We start from the raw sequence: 17454 nt of genomic DNA on the forward strand, positions 1-17454 counted from the left end.
GGCGGGCATGAATTCTGGGTTTTTGCGGGGCCCGGTTTTTGGTTTGGTTGGGCTGCGCTCGCAATGACGAGAGGATAGGGCCGAATGTAATTTCAGACAAAGAAACCGGATTGTGGGACCGCGCTAAATCCGGCAAAAACAGCCCAACTATAAATCTGCCTCGAAACGCCAAGTGCTCTCAAGAAGGTGCCGCCATGAAAGCCATCCTCTGCTCGCAATATTGCCAGCCCGACGATCTCGTTCTGGCCGACGTGCCGGGCCCAGTGGCCGGTCCCGGCGAAGCCGTGATCGCGATCAAGGCTGCGGCGCTGAACTTCTTCGACATCCTGATGATCCAGGGCAAGTACCAGATCAAGCCGCCGTTCCCGTTCTCGCCGGCCGCCGAAGTCGCGGGCATAATCGAGAGCATCGGTCCCGGCGTGACCGATCTGAAGGTCGGCGATCGCGTCGTCGCCTCCTGCGGCCACAACGGCGCGCGCGAAAAGATCGCGTTGCCGGCCGCATCGATCGTGAAGATCCCCGACAATCTCGATTATGACCGCGCGGCCGGCATCATCATCATCTACGGCACCGCGCTGCATGCGCTGGAAGATCGCGCCAGCCCGAAGTCGGGCGAGACACTCGCGGTGCTCGGCGCCGCCGGCGGCACCGGACTTGCCGCGTGCGAGCTCGGCAAGCTGATGGGCCTGAAGGTGATCGCCTGCGCCTCGTCGGACGAGAAGCTCGAATTCGCGAAGGCGCACGGCGCAGAACTCACGCTCAATTACGGCAAGGAAGATTTGAAGGAAGGCTTGCGCAAGCTCACCGGCGGCAAGGGCGTCGACATCATCTTCGATCCCGTGGGCGGCGCCTATGCCGAGCAGGCACTGCGCTCGATTGCATGGGAAGGCCGCTTCCTCGTCATCGGCTTTGCCGCCGGCGACATTCCAAAGATGCCGCTGAACCTCGCACTGCTGAAAGGCTGCGACATCCGCGGCGTGTTCTGGGGCGCATGGACGCGGCTCAACCCGGAAAAAAATCGGGCCAATCTCGAGAAGCTGGTGAAGTGGACAGCGGAAGGAAAGATCTCCTCGCATGTCGATCGCGTCTTCCCGCTGGCGCAGACGGCGGATGCGCTCAAGGTGCTCGCGGGACGTCAGGCCATGGGCAAGGTGATTTTGCATCCGTGAGGGTGGGATAGCGAAGACTCTCTCCCCGAGTCGTCCTGGCGAAAGCCAGGACCCATACCGCGGAATCTATCGGTCGCGGCCGGTCGTCGTACCGAGCGGCGAGTCTTCGCCAAACTCCTCCCTGGGGTAATGGGTCCTGGCTTTCGCCAGGACGACATTGGAGTTGGAGCGGCGCCCTTTTAGTGCGCGTCGCCCTCATCCACCCCGCGCTTCAGCGCGGCGCGGGCGGCTTCGCGATGTTCATTCGTGATGTGGCTGGCGACCATGCGAATGGCGGTGGCGAGCACGGCGGCGTCATCGGTGAAGCCGAGGATCGGCATCACGTCGGGAACGAAATCAAACGGCAGGATGAAATAGGCGATCGCCCCGAGCAGCGAGGCCTGGACATGGCGCGGCGTCTGGCGGTCGAAGGCGCAGTAATAGGCGGCGAGCAGATCCTCCGCGAACGGCAGATGCGCGGCGACACGCTTCAGCTTGCGCCAGAAGCGGCGGCGCACGTTCTCACGATCTTCCGCGAGCCGATCGGCCGGCTCGAAACCGACGCTGTGTTCGGCAGCCATGTTCGACAAACTCCCCGTTCCAGCCACGGGTGGCAGATCGCCGCATCCCGTGCTGATCACAAGATGGGGACGCGGCCGGTCCCCGCAAGACGTCAGCCTGGTGTCAGCTTGGCGATGGCGTTCATCGCCCTGGCGAGCTCGATGTCGAGCGCGGTGATGCCGCCGGCGTCATGGGTCGACAGCACCACCTCCACCGTCTTGTAGACATTGCGCCATTCGGGGTGGTGGTCCATCTTCTCGGCGACCAGTGCCGCGCGGGTCATGAAGCCGAACGCCTCGTTGAAATCCTTGAAGACAAAGGTCTTCCCGATCGCCTCGCGTCCCTGAACCTCGGTCCAACCAGGTAGTCCGCCCAGCGCCTGTCCGCGCGCCTCCGCCGAGAGCCGTTCTGCCATTGTCGCCTCCGTCCTTTCAGGGGAACTTTACCCTAACACCCCGCCGACGCCCCGGGTTCATACGGGATTAGACCCCATCCGCTAACCATGACGGAGATGTAACCCTGCCGGACAAGAAATTTGCTACACTTGCCGGCGTAAATCGCCGGCCAAGATGAAACTGAGCCTCAAGCGACTGTTCGGGAGATCGATGACCGGGGGATTGGACCTGGCCGAAGCGCCCACCCCGCCCTCGCCGCGATCATCGGCGCGGAAGACGGCGCTCGTGACTCTCGCGCTGGTGCTCGCGATCGTTGGCGCGCTCGCCGGCGGCTACTACTTTGCCATGCGGTCGGAGACGCTGAAGATCGCGGTCGGCCCCGCCAACAGCGATGATGTCAAGGTCGTGCAGGCACTGACCCAGGCCTTCGCGCAGCACAAGAGTTCCGTGCGGTTGCGTCCGATCCAGACCGACGGCGCTACCGCCAGCGCCAATCTGCTGGCGGAGGGCAAAGCCGACCTCGCCATCGTGCGCGGCGATCTCGACGTGCCGAAAAACGCGCAAGCCGTTGCGACCCTGCGCAAGAACGTCGTGGTGCTGTGGTCCGTACCTGGCAAGGGCAAGAAGAAGGGCGCGAAGATCACCAAGATCGCGCAGCTCGCCGGACATCGGGTCGGCGTGGTTGGCCGTACCCAGGCCAACGTCAATTTGCTCAAGGTGATCCTGCAGCAATACGGCGTCGATCCCGCCAAGGTCGAGATCGTGCAATTCCCGGCCAATGAAGTTGCCGAGGCGATCAAGTCCCAGAAGGTCGATGCCTATCTCGCGGCCGGTCCCGTCAACAGCAAGATCACTTCGGACGCGATCGCCACTTCCGCCAAGGAGTTCGGCGCGCCGACTTTCCTCGCGATCGATTCTGCCGACGCGATTGCGCAAAATCATCCGGTCTATGAAGCGGCCGAGATTCCCGCGGGCACTTACGGCGGCTCGCCCGATCGTCCCGATGACGAGGTCAAGACCATCAGCTTCTCGCACCACATCGTGGCGCGCAAAGCCGTCTCCGAGACCACCATCGCGGCGTTCACGCGTCAGCTTTTCGCCGTGCGCCAGCAATTGGTGACGGAATTCCCGCTGGCGGCGAAGATCGAAACGCCCGACACCGACAAGGATGCGGTGATTCCCGTGCATCCGGGCGCCGCCGCTTTCGTCGATGGCGAAGAGAAGACCTTCCTCGACAAATACAGTGATTACATCTGGTGGACCCTGATGGCGCTCTCGGCCATGGGCTCGATCGGCGCCTGGTTTGCGGGCTATCTGAAGAAGGACGAGCGCGACAACAACAGCCATCTGCGCGAGCGGCTGCTCGACATGATCACCGCCGCACGAAAGAGCGAGACGACCGAAGATCTCGATCAGATGCAGACCGAGGCCGACGAGATCCTGCGCGATACGCTACGCTGCTACGACCACGGCGCAATCGAGGAAGGTGCTCTCACAGCCTTCAACATCGCACTCGACCAGTTCCATGCGGCGGTTGCCGACCGCAAGGCCGTGCTGTTCAGCCTGCCGCAGAACCTGCAGCGCACCGGTGCGCAATTCCGGGCCGCCGGCAGCGCGTAATCACTGCGTCACATTGTCTCCATATAGCGTCGGGCTTCACCGTGGCGGCCGCTGGACGGTCGCCTCACGCGATACCGAGACCAGCCCATGAACATCAAATTCTCCCGCCGCCGTTTCCTGACGACCAGTGCCGGCGCGCTCGGCGCGGTCGCAATTCCCCATCTCTCCCGCGCGGCCGACCGGCCGGCGGTGACCCATGGAGTGCAGTCGGGCGACGTCACCCTCGACGGCGGCGTGGTCTGGGCGCGCACCGATCGGCCTGCGCAGATGCTGGTCGAAGTGGCGACGACGGAGTCGTTCAAGGAGGCCCGCGCACTGCCGCCGATCGCGGCGCTGCCCGAGAGCGACTGCACCGCGAAGATGCTGATCGAAAACCTGCCTAGCGGACAGGACATCTTTTATCGCGTCCGCTTCCGCGATCTCTCGCACACCGCGGTGGAGGGCGAGCCGGTGACCGGCCGTTTCCGAACCGCGCCCGCCGACCGACGCGACGTCAGCTTCGTCTGGGGCGGCGACGTCGCAGGACAAGGCTGGGGCATCAACCCCGATGACGGCGGCATGTTCACCTTCTCGGCGATGCGCAAGCACCGTCCGGATTTCTTCCTGCACTCCGGCGACACCATCTATGCCGACGGCCCTATCCAGTCGGAGGTGAAGCTCGCGGACGGCAAGACCTGGAAGAACGTCACGATTCCCGAGAAGGCCAAGGTCGCCGAGACGCTGGACGAGTACCGCGCCGCGCACAAATACAATTTCACCGACGACAATCTTCGCGCCTTCAATGCCGAAGTGCCGATTTTCGTGCAGTGGGACGACCATGAGGTGACCAACAACTGGTCGCTGTCGAAGGAGCTTCCGGCGACCTACAAGGAGCGCGACATCGCACTGCTTGCGGCCCGCGCAGGCCGTGCCTTCCACGAGATGTATCCGATGCGCGAGAGCATCGTCGAGCCCGGCCGCGTCTATCGCCAAATCTCCTACGGCCCCCATCTGGACGTGTTCGTGCTCGACGAGCGCAGCTATCGCGGCCCGAACGGCCCCAACCTCGAAACCGCTTACGGCCCGGCCAGCTATTTCCTCGGCCCGAACCAGATCGCCTGGCTCAAGCGCGGCCTGTTAAATTCGCGCGCGACCTGGAAGGTGATCGCCTCCGACATGCCGCTCAGCCTCGTCGTGTCAGACACTGCAAAGGGTGGATCGGAAGCCATTGCGCAGGGCGACGGCCCGGTGCGCGGCCGCGAGCTCGAGATCGCCGACATTCTGCGTTTCATCAAGATGGCGCCGGTCAGCAACACCGTATGGCTGACGGCGGACGTGCATTACGCCGCCGCGCACTATTACGACCCGAACAAGGCGCAATTCCAGGATTTCGAGCCGTTCTGGGAGTTCGTGTCGGGCCCGCTTCACGCGGGCACATTCGGTCCGAACGCGCTCGACAATACGTTTGGGCCCGAGGTGCGTTTCGTCAAGGCGCCGGGGAAAGACAACCAGAACCTGCCGCCGTCCGCCGGCATGCAGTTCTTCGGTCACGTGAAGATCGACGGCGCTTCCGGCCAGATGACGGTGACCTTGCGCGACCGCGCCGACGTGGCTCTGTGGTCGACCACGCTCGATCCGAAGCCGGCCTGACGCTGTATCGCTAGTCTGCCGCGCGTACGTGGAGCGCCGCCTCAAGCGCGTCGCTCGAACACGGCTTCTGCAGACGCGGCTGTTTGGCGAATTCCGGCGGGATGCGCGCGTCAGCGCCGTAGCCGGTGACGAAGACGAACGGAATTTTCAGGGCCGCGAGCCGTCCGGCGACCGCAAAGCTGGTCTCGCGGCTCAATCCGACGTCGAGCAAGGCGAATTCAGGGGTGCGAGCCGCGATTGCGGCCAGCGCCTGCGCCACTGAACCCACCGTGCGCACGCTCTTCACGCCAAATCCGAGCAGGCGATCTTCGAAGTCGATCGCGATGATCGGATCGTCTTCGACGATGAGAACATCGGCGGGACAGTTTGAACCATCGGAAGCGGCGGGTGCCATCATCGTAACTTGGAGCATGAGGTCTCTCTGACTGGGTACCGGGTCACGACGCCTGCACCCAGCGCGGAGGGTTCCCGGAACGAAACCACCACATCACAGTTGTCAGGTCTGTCCACTTGTGCACACAGGACCTCGACGGAACTCGCTAATGTGGAGGCGGATGGGGAGTTTAAGATGGACGCGCGGACCAGTAACGCCACCGAGATCGACAGCCGGCCAACCAACAACCTGCTGCGGCGCTTGAGCGCGGCCGACTTCGCCCTGCTTGCGCCACATGTCATGCTCGAAAGCGCTGCAGCGAATGAGCTGCTCTACAACCCCGGCGACGACGTTCAGGTCGTCCATTTCCCCTGCGGACCGTCGCTAGCGACCTTCCTCGTTCCCAATGAGGACGGCCGCGACGTCGAGACCATCCTGGTCGGCCGCGAAGGCGCGGTGGGCGGCATCGTCAGCGAGGGCTATCTGCCGGCCTACACCCGGATCTGCGTGAAATTCGGCGGGCCGTTCGCGCGCATTCACGTCGGCAAGCTGGAAGCCGCCAAGCAGCGCTCACCCTCGTTGCGCCATGTCTTCGCTCGCTACGCCGACTGCATGCTGGCGCAGATCTTCCAGTCCACCGCTTGCAACGCCATTCACTCGATCGAGCAGCGCACCGCCAAATGGATGCTGGCGGCGATGGAGCGGACCGGCGACGAGAGCAGCGTGCCGCTGACTCACGAACAGCTCGCGACGCTGCTCGGCGTCGGCCGCAGCTATGCCAGCCGCGTGCTCCAATCGTTCAAGGCGGAAGGTGTGCTCGACACGCGGCGCGGATCGATCCTGGTCCGCAACCGCGAGGGCCTGCGCCTGCGCGCCTGCATGTGCAACGAGGCTGTGAAGATGCACTTCGAAGAGGTGCTGCGCGGCGTCTATCCAACCGAAGAGCGGCAGGCCGGCTAGCCCCCTACCTCGCTCCTCTTCGGGGATAAGAAGCGGCCGCACTATCCCGCCGGGCGGGAACCTGGGCTAATGTCCCCTGCATGAGCGGGGCTTTCCTTCACACTCTCTTCGACATCGCAGCGTGGCTGGCGACGGCAATCGCTCTCTACTGGCTGTCGCGACAGGGCCTGCGGTTTCCGGCGCAATCATTCGAGCGGTCCTACCTTGCCGCTTTGGTGTTCGGTGCGGGCCTCGGCGCCTATCTGTTCGGCTCCGCCAATCTGTGGCTGTCGGGCCAGAGCGGCATTGCGCGCTCGGTCGAGGGGGCGCTCGCCGGGGGCATCGTGGCGATCGAGCTCTACAAATGGTCCGCAGGGATCACGGTACGAACCGGCGCCCGGTTTGCGCTGCCGCTGGCGATCGGCATCGCGATCGGCCGGCTCGGCTGCTATTTCGCGGGCCTCGACGATTTCACCTACGGCACGCCGACGGCATGGCCCTGGGGTCATGATTTCGGCGACGGCGTCCTTCGCCATCCCGTGCAGCTCTACGAAAGCGTCGCGATGGGGGTATTCGCGCTGCTCTACGTGGTGGCGGTCTTGAACCGGAGCGCGTTTGTGATCACCAATGGTTTCTACCTCGTCCTCGTCTACTATGGCGCACAGCGCTTCCTGTGGGAATTCCTCAAGCCCTACGGCACGCTGATCGGCCCCTTCACGCTGTTTCACCTGCTGTCGCTGTCCATCCTGCTCTACGCCGTCGTCATGCTGGCGACGGCGCCCAAAGCGAGACCCATGCATGAACGCGCCGTTGCGTAAGTCGCGCCCCTATATCTTCTGGGGCCAGACCCAATCTCTCTGCGAGACCTGCCTGAAGCTGGTGCCGGCCAAGATCCAGATCCTCGACAACGAGGTCTGGTACGAAAAGCGCTGCAAGGAGCATGGCGTCCAGTCCACGCTTGTGTCGACGGACGCAGCCTATTGGCGCCTGTGCAAGGATTTCATCAAGCCCGGGGACCGGCCGCTCGCCTTTCAACGGCATACCGAATTTGGCTGCCCCTATGATTGCGGCCTGTGCCCCGACCACGAGCAGCATTCCTGCCTGGCCCTGATCGAGATCACCGAACATTGCAATCTGACCTGCCCGGTGTGCTTTGCCGATTCCTCGCCGGCGCGGACCAGTTTCACCCCGCTGGCCAAGATCGAGCGAATGCTGGACGCGCTGGTCGCGAGCGAAGGCGAGCCTGACCTGGTGCAGATCTCCGGCGGCGAGCCGACGCTGCATCCGGATTTCTTCGCGATCCTCGATGCGGTGCGCGGGCGCCCGATCCGCCATGTCATGATCAATACCAACGGCCTGCGCATCGCCCGCGAAAAGGATTTTGTGGCGCGGCTCGCCGAGAACAAGCGCGGGCTCGAGGTCTATCTCCAGTTCGACTCGCTCGAACGCGACGCGTTGATCAATCTGCGCGGCGCGGATTTGCGCAAGATCCGCCAGCAGGCGCTGGAAAATCTCGAGCATTACGGCGTCTCGACCACGCTGGTGGCAACCATCAAGCGCGGCGTCAACGATGCCGAGATCGGCGACATCGTCCGCCACGCGCTCACGTGGAAGTGCGTTCGCGGCGTCACGCTGCAGCCGGTGCAGGACGCCGGCCGCAACGAGAATTTCGACAAGAACACCGATCGCATCATGCTGTCGGAGATTCGCAAGCGCGTGGTCGAAACCGGCGTATTCGGCGACAAGGACATGATCCCGCTGCCCTGCAACCCCGAAAGCATCTCGATCGGTTACGGCCTGCGCAACGGCGAGAAAGTGCTGCCGCTGACCTCGCTGATCCCGCAGGAACAACTCGTCGCCTTGTTGCCCAATACGATAAGCCCGGAGAAGCACCCGGCGCTGAGGGAGAAATTCATCGATTTGTTTTCGCTGTCCTCGGGACCGCTGAACACCAGCGAGCGCGTCTGCGAATTGCTGTGCTGCCTGCCGAGCTTCGAGGTACCGCAAGGTATCACTTATGAGAACGTATTCCGCGTCACCATCGTGCAGTTTCTCGACCGCTTCAATTTCTGTGTCGGCAACGTCAAGCGCAGCTGCATCCATTTCGTCACCGAGAACGGCGCGATCATCCCGTTCGACACCTACAATCTGTTCTACCGGAACGGAAAGATCGACGGCATCCGCGCCGAGCTGGCGGCGCAGTCAACCGAAGGAGTCCTGCAGGCATGAGCATCAGCGACACGCCGCCGCCAGCCCCTCCGGGACCGCCTCCTGCCCCGACGAACAAGCGCAGCGGCTGCCTGACCGCGGTCATGGCGATCTTCGGGATCCTCCTGCTGCTGCCCGGTGCCTGCGCAATCCTGTTCGGCGGCATTTCGATATCCGACAGCGGCCGGATCGGCTCCGACGTCGCCCCGCTGGTGTTCCTGGGCCTAGTCGTGGGGCTGGGCGGGGTCGCCCTGATCTGGGCCGCCATCAAGGGCCGGCGCGGCTGAGCCCGGCTTTTCGCCTAACCCCCGGGAATCCCCGGACAAAATTCAATCAACCAATGGCCAAAGAACACATTGTTTTTTGGCCGTTTTTGCCTATATTGCGCCGCAACGCGTAGGGTGCCCGGTCGATATGCCGGGCTTTCCCTTTTGGGCGGAAAGCGCCCCGTTTCCAGTCTTCAAGCGTTGTTTCGAGAAGAGGTCCCGGTCTGACCGGCGAGATCGCGCTTAACCCATTGTCCGACCGCAAAGAAGCCCACTCATGAACCTTCGCAACATCGCCATCATCGCCCACGTCGACCACGGCAAGACCACGCTCGTCGACCGCCTCCTCCAGCAATCCGGCACCTATCGCGAGAACCAGAAGGTGACCGAGCGCGCCATGGACTCCAACGATCTGGAGCGCGAGCGCGGCATCACCATCCTGGCCAAAGCGGCCTCGGTGCAGTGGAAGGACACCCGCATCAACATCGTCGATACCCCCGGCCACGCCGATTTCGGCGGTGAGGTCGAGCGTATCCTCAACATGGTGGACGGTGCGCTGGTGCTGGTCGACGCCGCCGAAGGCCCGTTGCCGCAGACCAAATTCGTGGTCTCCAAAGCGCTCAAGGTCGGTTTGAAGCCGATCGTCGTGATCAACAAGGTTGACCGTCCCGACGCGCGGGCGACCGAAGTCATCAACGAGGTGTTCGACCTGTTCGCGGCGCTCGACGCCAGCGAGGAGCAGCTCGACTTCCCGATCCTCTACGGGTCGGCCAAGCAAGGCTGGATGGCCGAGAGCCCGGACGGGTCGCAGGAAGCCGGCATGCAGCCGCTGTTCGACCTGATCGTGCGCCATGTCGCGCCGCCGACCGTCGAGGAAGGCCCGTTCCGCATGATCGGCACCATTCTGGAAGCCAACCCCTATCTCGGCCGTATCATCACCGGCCGTATTTCCTCAGGCTCGATCAAGCCGAACCAGGCCGTGAAGGTGCTGGGCGCCGACGGCAAGACCATCGAGACCGGCCGCATCACAAAGATCCTCGCCTTCCGCGGCATCGAGCGCACTCCTCTCGACGAAGCCGAGGCAGGCGATATCGTCGCGATCGCCGGCCTGACCAAGGGCACCGTCGCCGACACCTTCTGCGATCCGTCGGTCGACACCCCGCTGGTGGCGCAGCCGATCGACCCGCCGACCGTGTCGATGTCCTTCATCGTCAACAACTCGCCGCTCGCCGGCACCGAAGGCGACAAGGTGACCAGCCGCATGATCCGCGACCGCCTGTTGCGCGAGTCCGAAGGAAACGTCGCGCTGCGGGTCGTCGAAGCCTCCGACAAGGACGCGATGGAAGTTTCGGGCCGCGGCGAATTGCAGCTCGCGATCCTGATCGAGACCATGCGCCGCGAGGGCTTCGAGCTCTCGGTGTCGCGTCCGCGCGTCGTATTTCAGAAGGACGAGGCCACCGGCGCCACTCTGGAGCCGATCGAGGAAGTCGTCATCGACGTCGACGAGGAGCATTCCGGCGTCGTCGTGCAGAAGATGAGCGAGCGCAAGTCCGAGCTGATCGAGATGAAGCCGTCCGGCGGCAACCGCCTGCGGCTGGTGTTCTACGCGCCGACCCGCGGCCTGATCGGCTACCAGGGCGAACTGCTCACCGACACGCGCGGTACCGCGATCATGAACCGTCTGTTCCACAGCTACGCGCCGTACAAGGGCGAGATCCAGGGCCGCCGCAACGGCGTGCTGATCTCCAACGACCAGGGCGAAGCGGTGGCTTACGCGATGTTCAAGCTGGAAGATCGCGGCCCGATGATGATCGAGCCGGGCTGGAAGGTCTACAAGGGCATGATCGTCGGCGAGCATACCCGCGACAACGACCTCGAAATCAACGTGCTCAAGGGCAAGCAGCTCACCAACATCCGAACCACGTCGAAGGATGAAGCGGTGCGCCTGACCCCGCCGATCCGCATGACGCTGGAAAAGGCGCTGGCCTATATCGAGGACGACGAGTTGGTGGAGATCACGCCGAAGTCGATCCGCCTGCGCAAGCGGCACCTCGACCCGAACGAGCGCAAGCGCGCGGAAAAGTCCAAGGAAGCGGTGGCTTAAGGCCGCCGCTCTCAACGCTGTCATGCCCCGGCTCGACCGGGGCATCCAGTGCGCCGCGGCTTATCGGTTCAATAACAAATGTCTCTGGAATACTGGATCACCCGCCTGCGCGGGTGATGACAGCTGTGCTTGCGGCCGCTTCAGCACTCTTTGCGAACGTGCTAGAGCCCGCCCATGAGCTCCCTTCCCTCCTCCGTCGACGTCGCGATCATCGGTGCGGGCGCCGCCGGCCTCGGCGCGGCGCATGCGCTGGCAGGATCCGGCCTCTCCGTGGTCGTGCTCGAGGCGCGCGACCGGCTCGGTGGCCGGGCCTGGACGGTGCAGGCCTCGCCCGAAGTCACCTTCGACGTCGGCTGCGGTTGGCTGCACTCGGCGGACAACAACTCCTTTGTCGCGATTGCGAAACAGCTCGGTTTCGAGGTCAACAAGGACCTGCCGCCCTGGCGCGAGCGCGCCTATGGCAACGCGTTTCCGAAAGCCGAGCGCGATGATTTCATGCACGCGATGGACGCCTTCTATCAGCGGCTGTGGAAGACCGCCCAGAAGGGCCAGGATGTCCCCGCGAGCTTGAGCCTGGAGCCGGGCAATCGCTGGAATCCCATGATCGACGCGATCTCGACCTACATCAACGGTTGCGAACTGAAGGACATGTCGACGCTGGACTGGGATGCCTATGAGGACAGTGACCTCAACTGGCGCGTCCGCCGCGGCTATGGCGCTCTGATCGCGGCCTATGGCGCGCCCTGCCCCGTGGCGCTGAACTGCAACGTCGCGCTGATCGATCATTCCGGCCAGCGCATCCGCATCGAGACATCGCAGGGCACGCTGACCGCGGACAAGGTGATCGTCACCGTGCCGACCAATCTCATCGCCGGCGAAGCCATCCGGTTCTCGCCTGGCTTGCGCGCCAAGGTCGACGCCGCAGCCGGCCTGCCTCTCGGGGTCGACGACAAGATCACGCTGGCGCTCGACGATGCCGAGGCCTTCCCGAAGGAAGGAAACCTGCGCGGCGCCACCATGCGCACCGACATGGGCACGTATCATATCCGCCCGTTCGGCCAGCCCTGCATCGAAGGCTTTTTTGGCGGCAGCTTTGCGCGCGAACTGGAAGATGCCGGCGAAGGCGCTATTGCCGCGCAGGGCATCGACGAGATCGCAGGCTTTCTCGGCAACGACATCAGGCGAAAGCTGAAGCCGCTCTACGAGTCGCGCTGGGCGCACGACCCGTTCGCGAGAGGCTCCTACTCGCACGCGCTGCCTGGGCACGCCGGTGACCGCGCCGTGCTGGCGGCACCTGTGGACGGGCGGCTATTTTTTGCGGGAGAAGCGACCTCGCCGAACTTTTTCTCGACGGCGCATGGGGCGAGGGATTCAGGGGAGCGGGCGGCGAGGGAGGTGTTGGGAGTTCTGGGCAGACCATAACCACACACGCCGTCATTGCGAGCGCAGCGAAGCAACCCAGAATCTTTCCGCAGCCGCAGTCTGGATTGCTTCGCTACGCTCGCAATGACGAATTACTCGATCACCCGCGCTCGCAAATCGGCGTCAGGCACGAAGCACGCATCGTACTTGCCAAAAATGCGGTAGCGGTTGCGCGCAATGAGGCTGTAGACCGGGTCGCGCAACGCTTTCGGCACGGCGAATAGCGCGTGGACCCAACCCCAGCCTTGGAGATTCGACAGCACAGTCAGCGCAGCGTCCGACTTCATGAACACCTCGCCACCATGAACCACGGCATTGGTGTCAGGATCAGCGGGATCGATGCCGAAGGTGCGCGCCAGCCGGGCGCCATAATCCGACTGGATCGGCGTGAAGCGAAATCGCTTCGCCGTGTCGCGCGCGGCGACGAATCGGACCCAGCGCGAGCAGAAGATGCAGACGCCGTCGAACAGGATGACGTCATCGTCAGGCCATTTGCCCATCAGCGATTGTCCAACATCAGGAAATACAGCGTCATGGCTTTTTGCCAGCCGGCTTCAGCGCGCGATCGAGTTCTGCACTCGCGGCTTTGACGCCGGCCTCGCTTTCGATCATCCAATGCCCCTCGCTACCCACGGCCGGCAGCGCACGGAAGTCGACCTTGCCGCCGCTGCGCCGAAACGCGTCGACCAACGCAAGCGAAAATGCCGGTGCAAAGTAGCTGTCATTGGCGGCAACGAGCCACGTGACGGGGATGCGCGCGGCCTTGCCAAATTCAGCCGCCGCCGCGAGAAGCGTGTGGGGCGCGCAGATCCGGTTCGGCTCGTCATTGGCATGGCCGCCGCGGCCCGGCGCAAAGGCGATGATGGCGGAGATCGCCTTCGGATCGGCATTGGCGAGCGCCAGCGCGCCCCAACCGCCGGCGGAATGGCCGATCACGATCGCGGCGTCCTTGCGGATAAAATCCTGCTTTCGCAAATCCTCCAGCGCGAGCGAGATTTCGTCGGCCGTTGCGCGGCCCGAGCGCAGATAATCCGCCTCGTCGCAGCCACCCTGGTCCTCGACATAGCGGCCGCCTGTTGCGCCATGGCCGAGCCGTTCCGGCACCAGCACGGCGAAGCCGCGCGCAATGAGGAACGCAGTGAGTGCGCGGTATTCCGGTTGGGGCGTTTGCGCGCGCCGCAAGCCATTTTGCGTCGAAGCATGCGCGATCACCGCAAGCCGGAACGGGCCGGCACCCGGCGGGCGAAACAGCAGGGCATGGGCGGCGATGTCGGTATCTGGCGATGGCACGCGCCATTGCTGCCGGCGAAACGGATCGCCTTCCGCTCCGGACGAACCAAACGTGACCTGAGCGCACACGGGCGGCGCAGTCAGCAAGGCCAACAGAGGCAGAAGCACGAGGAGTTTGAGGAGCCGCATGAATTGCCGGAGGCGAGAACAGCAACGGCCAGACTAGTAGGAACGAATCAATATCGGCAGACTTTCTGCGTTGCGATTGCCGTTCATTCGTTGCCGCAAAGCAGTTTTGCACCGACGCATGGCACTCCGGTGCCACTCGAATCGGCGTCTTGTCTTTTTTCGGTACAACATGGTTCAAATACTGATGCAGAAAGTCCACACGTTAACCGATAATTAACGATAGGTCTTGCCGCCGGCGCGGCGACTTGGTTTGATCACGTCCATGAGCACAACCCTGATCGAGGTCCGGCCGGCCAAAGCCGCAGATGCAACTGCGGTGGCGTCCACCCATGACGAAGCCTGGCGCTCCGCCTATCAGGGCATCATTCCCGGCGCCGAACTGGAAAAGCTGATCAACCGCCGCGGTCCGCAATGGTGGGACAGCGCGATCCGCAAGGGCAGCCGCGTCAGTGTGCTGGTGTTCGGCGACAAGATCGCAGGCTACGCCAATTACGGCCGCAACCGCGCCCGCAGCCTGCATTTCGACGGCGAGGTCTACGAGCTCTATCTGCGTCCCGAATTCCAGGGCCTGGGCTTTGGCCGCCGCCTGTTCACCGCGGCCCGCCGCGACCTGATGCAGAGCGGCCTGAAGAGCATGGTGGTGTGGGCGCTCTCGGACAATGATCCGGCCACGGAGTTCTACCGTGCCTTGGGCGGCCGCATGGTGGCACGTTCCTCGGAGCGTTTCGGGCCCAAATCGCTCGACAAGGTTGCCTTCGCTTGGACCAATTGAGCTGCTGAAGTCCAGCCGGCAGCGTTTCCCTTCCGTCGATACCGTTGCCTTTTGAGCCGGTGATCGCCGGATTCATTATTTCACAAAAACGCGATGGATCAGCGGGCCAAGCCCGCGTATGACAGCGCCAAAATCGCTGCCGGGTGCGATTTAACCTCGGCAACAACGGAGCCTTGAATGCGTATCGATGCGGTCTCGATCGGGAAAAACGTACCCAATGACGTCAACGTCATCATCGAAGTCCCCGTGGGCGGCGAACCGATCAAATACGAGATGGACAAGGAAGCCGGCACGCTGGTGGTCGACCGCTTCCTCTACACGCCGATGCGTTACCCCGGTAACTACGGCTTCATCCCGCACACGCTGTCCGACGACGGCGACCCCTGCGACGTCCTCATCATCAACACCCGCGCCATCATCCCAGGCGCGGTCATGAGCGTGCGCCCGGTCGGCGTTCTGTTCATGGAAGACGAAGCCGGCGGCGACGAGAAGATTCTGGCGGTGCCTTCGTCCAAGCTCACCCAGCGTTACGACAAGGTGAAGTCGTATTCCGACCTGCCGGACATCACGCTCCAGCAGATCCAGCACTTCTTCGAGCACTACAAGGATCTCGAACCCGGCAAGTGGGTGAAGATCCTGCGCTGGGGCGGACCGGAGGACGCGCACAAGCTGATCCTCGAAGGCATCGATCGCGAGAAGAAAAAGGCCTGAGCTCTACTCCCTCGCCCCGCAAGCGGGGCGAGGTGAACTACACCGCCGGCTTCGGCAGCCCTGCAATCGCGCAGGCCGCGCGCAACGTGTTCACCAGCAGGCACGCGACTGTCATCTGACCGACGCCGCCCGGCACCGGCGTGATCGCGCCGGCCACTGCAAGCGCTTCCTGATAGGCAACATCGCCGACGAGACGCGTCTTGCCATCGTCCTTCGGGATCCGGTTGATGCCGACGTCGATCACGGTCGCCCCCGGCTTCAGCCAGTCGCCGCGCACCATCTCGGACTTTCCGACTGCGGCGTAGACGAGGTCTGCGCGCTTGACGAGCCCGGGCAGGTCGCGCGATCGCGAATGCGCGATGGTGACCGTGGCGTTCTCGTTCAGCAACAGCTGCACCAGCGGGCGGCCGACGAGATTGGAGCGGCCGATGACGATGGCGTTCATGCCTTCGAGCGAGGCATGCACGCTCTTGGTCAAAATGATGCAGCCGAGTGGCGTGCAGGGCGACAGCGCCTCGAAACCACCGGCGAGGCGGCCGGCATTGTTCGGATGCAGCCCGTCGACATCCTTGGCGGGATCGATGGCATTGACGACGGCTTCGGTATTGAGGCCCTTGGGCAGCGGCAATTGCACCAGAATACCGTGCACGGCGGGATCGCGGTTGAGTTTTGCGACCAGCGCCAGGAGATCTGCTTGCGAGACGTCGGCCGCCAGCTTGTGCTCGAACGAGGCCATGCCGGCGGCCTGGGTCTGGGTGTGTTTCGAGCGGACATAGACCTCGCTCGCCGGGTCGCTTCCGACCAGCACCACGGCGAGGCCCGGGACCAGGTTGTGCTCGCGCTTGACGCGTGCGACCTCGTCGGCGACGCGGGCGCGAAGTTCCGCGGCGATGACTTTTCCGTCGATGATCCTGGCGGTCATGTCAATTCCCTCAGTCTGTCGATTTGGCTGATGCGAGCTGACGCAGGGCTTCGCCGAGCCGCGCCGGATCGCCGTCGACCGCGATCTGCTTCAGCCGCGAGGTCGCTCCCGACAGGAGTTTTACGCTGGCCTTGGGCACGCCCAGCGATTTCGCCAGCAGCACCAGAACGGCCTTGTTGGCCTCGCCGCCATCGGCGATAGCGCGCACACGCACCTTGAGCACGCTGCGGCCATCGGAGAGCTGCTCGATCCCGTCGATGTCGTCGCGGCCGCCGCGGGGCGTTACCCGCAGCGCGATGCTGATTCCTGCGGCCCCGTAACGCCAAGGTTCCTTGATGACAAGGTTCTTTGGCAACCCAGGGCGCTCCAGCCTGCCTAGATCACGTTCGGATAGATATAATACAGGATCACCCGCTCGATGAACATGATGAGCAGGATCAGGATGATCGGCGAGATGTCGAGGCCGCCGAGGCTGGGCAGGAAATTGCGAATCGGCGCCAGGACCGGCTCCGTGATTCGGTACAGGAACTCCGCCACCGCCGAGACGAACTGGTTGCGGGTGTTCACGACGTTGAAGGCGATCAGCCAGGACAGGATCGCGGACGCGATCAGCAGCCAGACGTAGAGGTCGAGCACGATGATGACGATGTCGAGAACGGCACGCATGGCTTTTAAAAACTCTGGCTTCGGTCGGGATTGACGTCTTTTGCTAGATATCGGTTCCCCCCGGTCCAAACAAGGGAAGTCGGTGCCGGGATGGCTAAAACCGGGTTACACCCGTCCTTGACTTGACCTTGGCGGGGACTTAAATGGCGCCCGGTTGTCGGCCGCATTGACCAGAGCGGCCTACAAAAGGGGCCATAGCTCAGCTGGGAGAGCGCGTCGTTCGCAATGACGAGGTCGGCGGTTCGATCCCGCCTGGCTCCACCAGCCTTCGCTCGCTTCGCGAGCTTCGGCTCGGCAAG

Annotated in this window: 19 protein-coding genes and 1 tRNA gene; 12 read left to right on the forward strand and 8 right to left on the reverse strand. The window is 63.6% G+C overall.

The genetic code is table 11. The features are described from left to right. Nucleotides 1–194 precede the first annotated feature (194 nt). The gene (locus AC0L3P_RS24535; protein ID WP_473305780.1) at nucleotides 195–1169 is read left to right on the forward strand and encodes an NADPH:quinone oxidoreductase family protein; all 975 of its coding nucleotides are present in this window, start codon (nucleotides 195–197) and stop codon (nucleotides 1167–1169) included. A 179-nt stretch (nucleotides 1170–1348) separates the two neighbouring features. Here the strand turns inward: AC0L3P_RS24535 and AC0L3P_RS24540 are convergent, their stop codons facing one another. After that, a complete protein-coding gene (locus AC0L3P_RS24540) occupies nucleotides 1349–1729 on the reverse strand; it encodes a YkvA family protein (protein WP_473305783.1) in 381 nt (126 codons plus the stop codon). Between the two features lie 92 nt (nucleotides 1730–1821). Then, the gene (locus AC0L3P_RS24545; RefSeq protein WP_354064784.1) at nucleotides 1822–2124 is read right to left on the reverse strand and encodes a 4a-hydroxytetrahydrobiopterin dehydratase; all 303 of its coding nucleotides are present in this window, start codon (nucleotides 2122–2124) and stop codon (nucleotides 1822–1824) included. A gap of 154 nt (nucleotides 2125–2278) precedes the next feature. Here AC0L3P_RS24545 and AC0L3P_RS24550 point away from each other — a divergent pair, with 154 nt between their 5' ends. Next, the gene (locus tag AC0L3P_RS24550) at nucleotides 2279–3724 is read left to right on the forward strand and encodes a TAXI family TRAP transporter solute-binding subunit (RefSeq protein ID WP_473305788.1); all 1446 of its coding nucleotides are present in this window, start codon (nucleotides 2279–2281) and stop codon (nucleotides 3722–3724) included. 87 nt (nucleotides 3725–3811) lie between these two features. After that, nucleotides 3812–5353: an alkaline phosphatase D family protein gene (locus tag AC0L3P_RS24555; RefSeq protein WP_473305790.1), complete on the forward strand. Its 1542-nt coding sequence runs from the start codon at nucleotides 3812–3814 to the stop codon at nucleotides 5351–5353. A gap of 10 nt (nucleotides 5354–5363) precedes the next feature. Here the strand turns inward: AC0L3P_RS24555 and AC0L3P_RS24560 are convergent, their stop codons facing one another. Then, entirely contained in the window at nucleotides 5364–5765 is a 402-nt protein-coding gene (locus AC0L3P_RS24560) for a response regulator (RefSeq protein ID WP_473305792.1), read from the reverse strand. A gap of 156 nt (nucleotides 5766–5921) precedes the next feature. Here AC0L3P_RS24560 and AC0L3P_RS24565 point away from each other — a divergent pair, with 156 nt between their 5' ends. The 6 genes from AC0L3P_RS24565 to AC0L3P_RS24590 all read left to right on the forward strand — a co-directional run bounded on the left by AC0L3P_RS24565 (nucleotide 5922) and on the right by AC0L3P_RS24590 (nucleotide 12665). Next, nucleotides 5922–6686 carry a Crp/Fnr family transcriptional regulator gene (locus AC0L3P_RS24565; RefSeq protein ID WP_275169114.1) on the forward strand — a complete coding sequence of 255 codons (765 nt, stop codon included), beginning with the start codon at nucleotides 5922–5924 and terminating at the stop codon, nucleotides 6684–6686. An 80-nt stretch (nucleotides 6687–6766) separates the two neighbouring features. After that, nucleotides 6767–7483: a prolipoprotein diacylglyceryl transferase gene (locus tag AC0L3P_RS24570; RefSeq protein ID WP_473305797.1), complete on the forward strand. Its 717-nt coding sequence runs from the start codon at nucleotides 6767–6769 to the stop codon at nucleotides 7481–7483. Next, nucleotides 7464–8894 carry a radical SAM protein gene (locus AC0L3P_RS24575; protein ID WP_473305800.1) on the forward strand — a complete coding sequence of 477 codons (1431 nt, stop codon included), beginning with the start codon at nucleotides 7464–7466 and terminating at the stop codon, nucleotides 8892–8894. Before AC0L3P_RS24570 ends, AC0L3P_RS24575 begins: the two co-directional genes overlap by 20 nt. Continuing rightward, nucleotides 8891–9160 carry a hypothetical protein gene (locus AC0L3P_RS24580; protein WP_473305804.1) on the forward strand — a complete coding sequence of 90 codons (270 nt, stop codon included), beginning with the start codon at nucleotides 8891–8893 and terminating at the stop codon, nucleotides 9158–9160. The genes AC0L3P_RS24575 and AC0L3P_RS24580 overlap by 4 nt, the downstream gene beginning before the upstream one ends. 256 nt (nucleotides 9161–9416) lie before the next feature. Continuing rightward, entirely contained in the window at nucleotides 9417–11243 is a 1827-nt protein-coding gene (typA, locus tag AC0L3P_RS24585; protein WP_354209713.1) for a translational GTPase TypA, read from the forward strand. A 174-nt stretch (nucleotides 11244–11417) separates the two neighbouring features. Continuing rightward, on the forward strand, nucleotides 11418–12665 hold the full coding sequence (locus AC0L3P_RS24590) for a flavin monoamine oxidase family protein (protein ID WP_473305809.1): 1248 nt from the start codon (nucleotides 11418–11420) through the stop codon (nucleotides 12663–12665). 92 nt (nucleotides 12666–12757) lie between these two features. Here the strand turns inward: AC0L3P_RS24590 and AC0L3P_RS24595 are convergent, their stop codons facing one another. Both AC0L3P_RS24595 and AC0L3P_RS24600 read right to left on the reverse strand, forming a co-directional pair. Then, nucleotides 12758–13165 carry a thiol-disulfide oxidoreductase DCC family protein gene (locus AC0L3P_RS24595; RefSeq protein WP_473305811.1) on the reverse strand — a complete coding sequence of 136 codons (408 nt, stop codon included), beginning with the start codon at nucleotides 13163–13165 and terminating at the stop codon, nucleotides 12758–12760. Between the two features lie 31 nt (nucleotides 13166–13196). Then, the gene (locus AC0L3P_RS24600) at nucleotides 13197–14084 is read right to left on the reverse strand and encodes an alpha/beta hydrolase family protein (protein ID WP_473305813.1); all 888 of its coding nucleotides are present in this window, start codon (nucleotides 14082–14084) and stop codon (nucleotides 13197–13199) included. A gap of 262 nt (nucleotides 14085–14346) precedes the next feature. Between AC0L3P_RS24600 and AC0L3P_RS24605 the strand changes: the two genes are divergently transcribed. Both AC0L3P_RS24605 and ppa read left to right on the forward strand, forming a co-directional pair. Next, complete coding sequence (locus AC0L3P_RS24605) at nucleotides 14347–14856, forward strand: GNAT family N-acetyltransferase (RefSeq protein WP_007598725.1); 510 nt, start codon at nucleotides 14347–14349, stop codon at nucleotides 14854–14856. A 177-nt stretch (nucleotides 14857–15033) separates the two neighbouring features. Continuing rightward, nucleotides 15034–15567: an inorganic diphosphatase gene (gene ppa / locus AC0L3P_RS24610; RefSeq protein ID WP_473305815.1), complete on the forward strand. Its 534-nt coding sequence runs from the start codon at nucleotides 15034–15036 to the stop codon at nucleotides 15565–15567. Between the two features lie 37 nt (nucleotides 15568–15604). Here ppa and AC0L3P_RS24615 read toward each other — a convergent pair whose 3' ends face one another. From AC0L3P_RS24615 to AC0L3P_RS24625, 3 genes are read right to left on the reverse strand one after another with little or no spacing between them, the layout of a single operon-like run. Next, nucleotides 15605–16489: a bifunctional methylenetetrahydrofolate dehydrogenase/methenyltetrahydrofolate cyclohydrolase gene (locus AC0L3P_RS24615; protein WP_473305817.1), complete on the reverse strand. Its 885-nt coding sequence runs from the start codon at nucleotides 16487–16489 to the stop codon at nucleotides 15605–15607. A 10-nt stretch (nucleotides 16490–16499) separates the two neighbouring features. Then, the gene (locus AC0L3P_RS24620; RefSeq protein ID WP_027566322.1) at nucleotides 16500–16844 is read right to left on the reverse strand and encodes a DUF167 domain-containing protein; all 345 of its coding nucleotides are present in this window, start codon (nucleotides 16842–16844) and stop codon (nucleotides 16500–16502) included. 20 nt (nucleotides 16845–16864) lie between these two features. Next, the gene (locus tag AC0L3P_RS24625; protein ID WP_007598721.1) at nucleotides 16865–17155 is read right to left on the reverse strand and encodes a YggT family protein; all 291 of its coding nucleotides are present in this window, start codon (nucleotides 17153–17155) and stop codon (nucleotides 16865–16867) included. A 188-nt stretch (nucleotides 17156–17343) separates the two neighbouring features. Between AC0L3P_RS24625 and AC0L3P_RS24630 the strand changes: the two genes are divergently transcribed. Continuing rightward, nucleotides 17344–17419, forward strand: a tRNA-Ala gene (locus AC0L3P_RS24630). The last annotated feature ends 35 nt before the right edge of the window (nucleotides 17420–17454 follow it).

It is taken from the genome of Bradyrhizobium sp. WSM4874, from assembly GCF_055811835.1.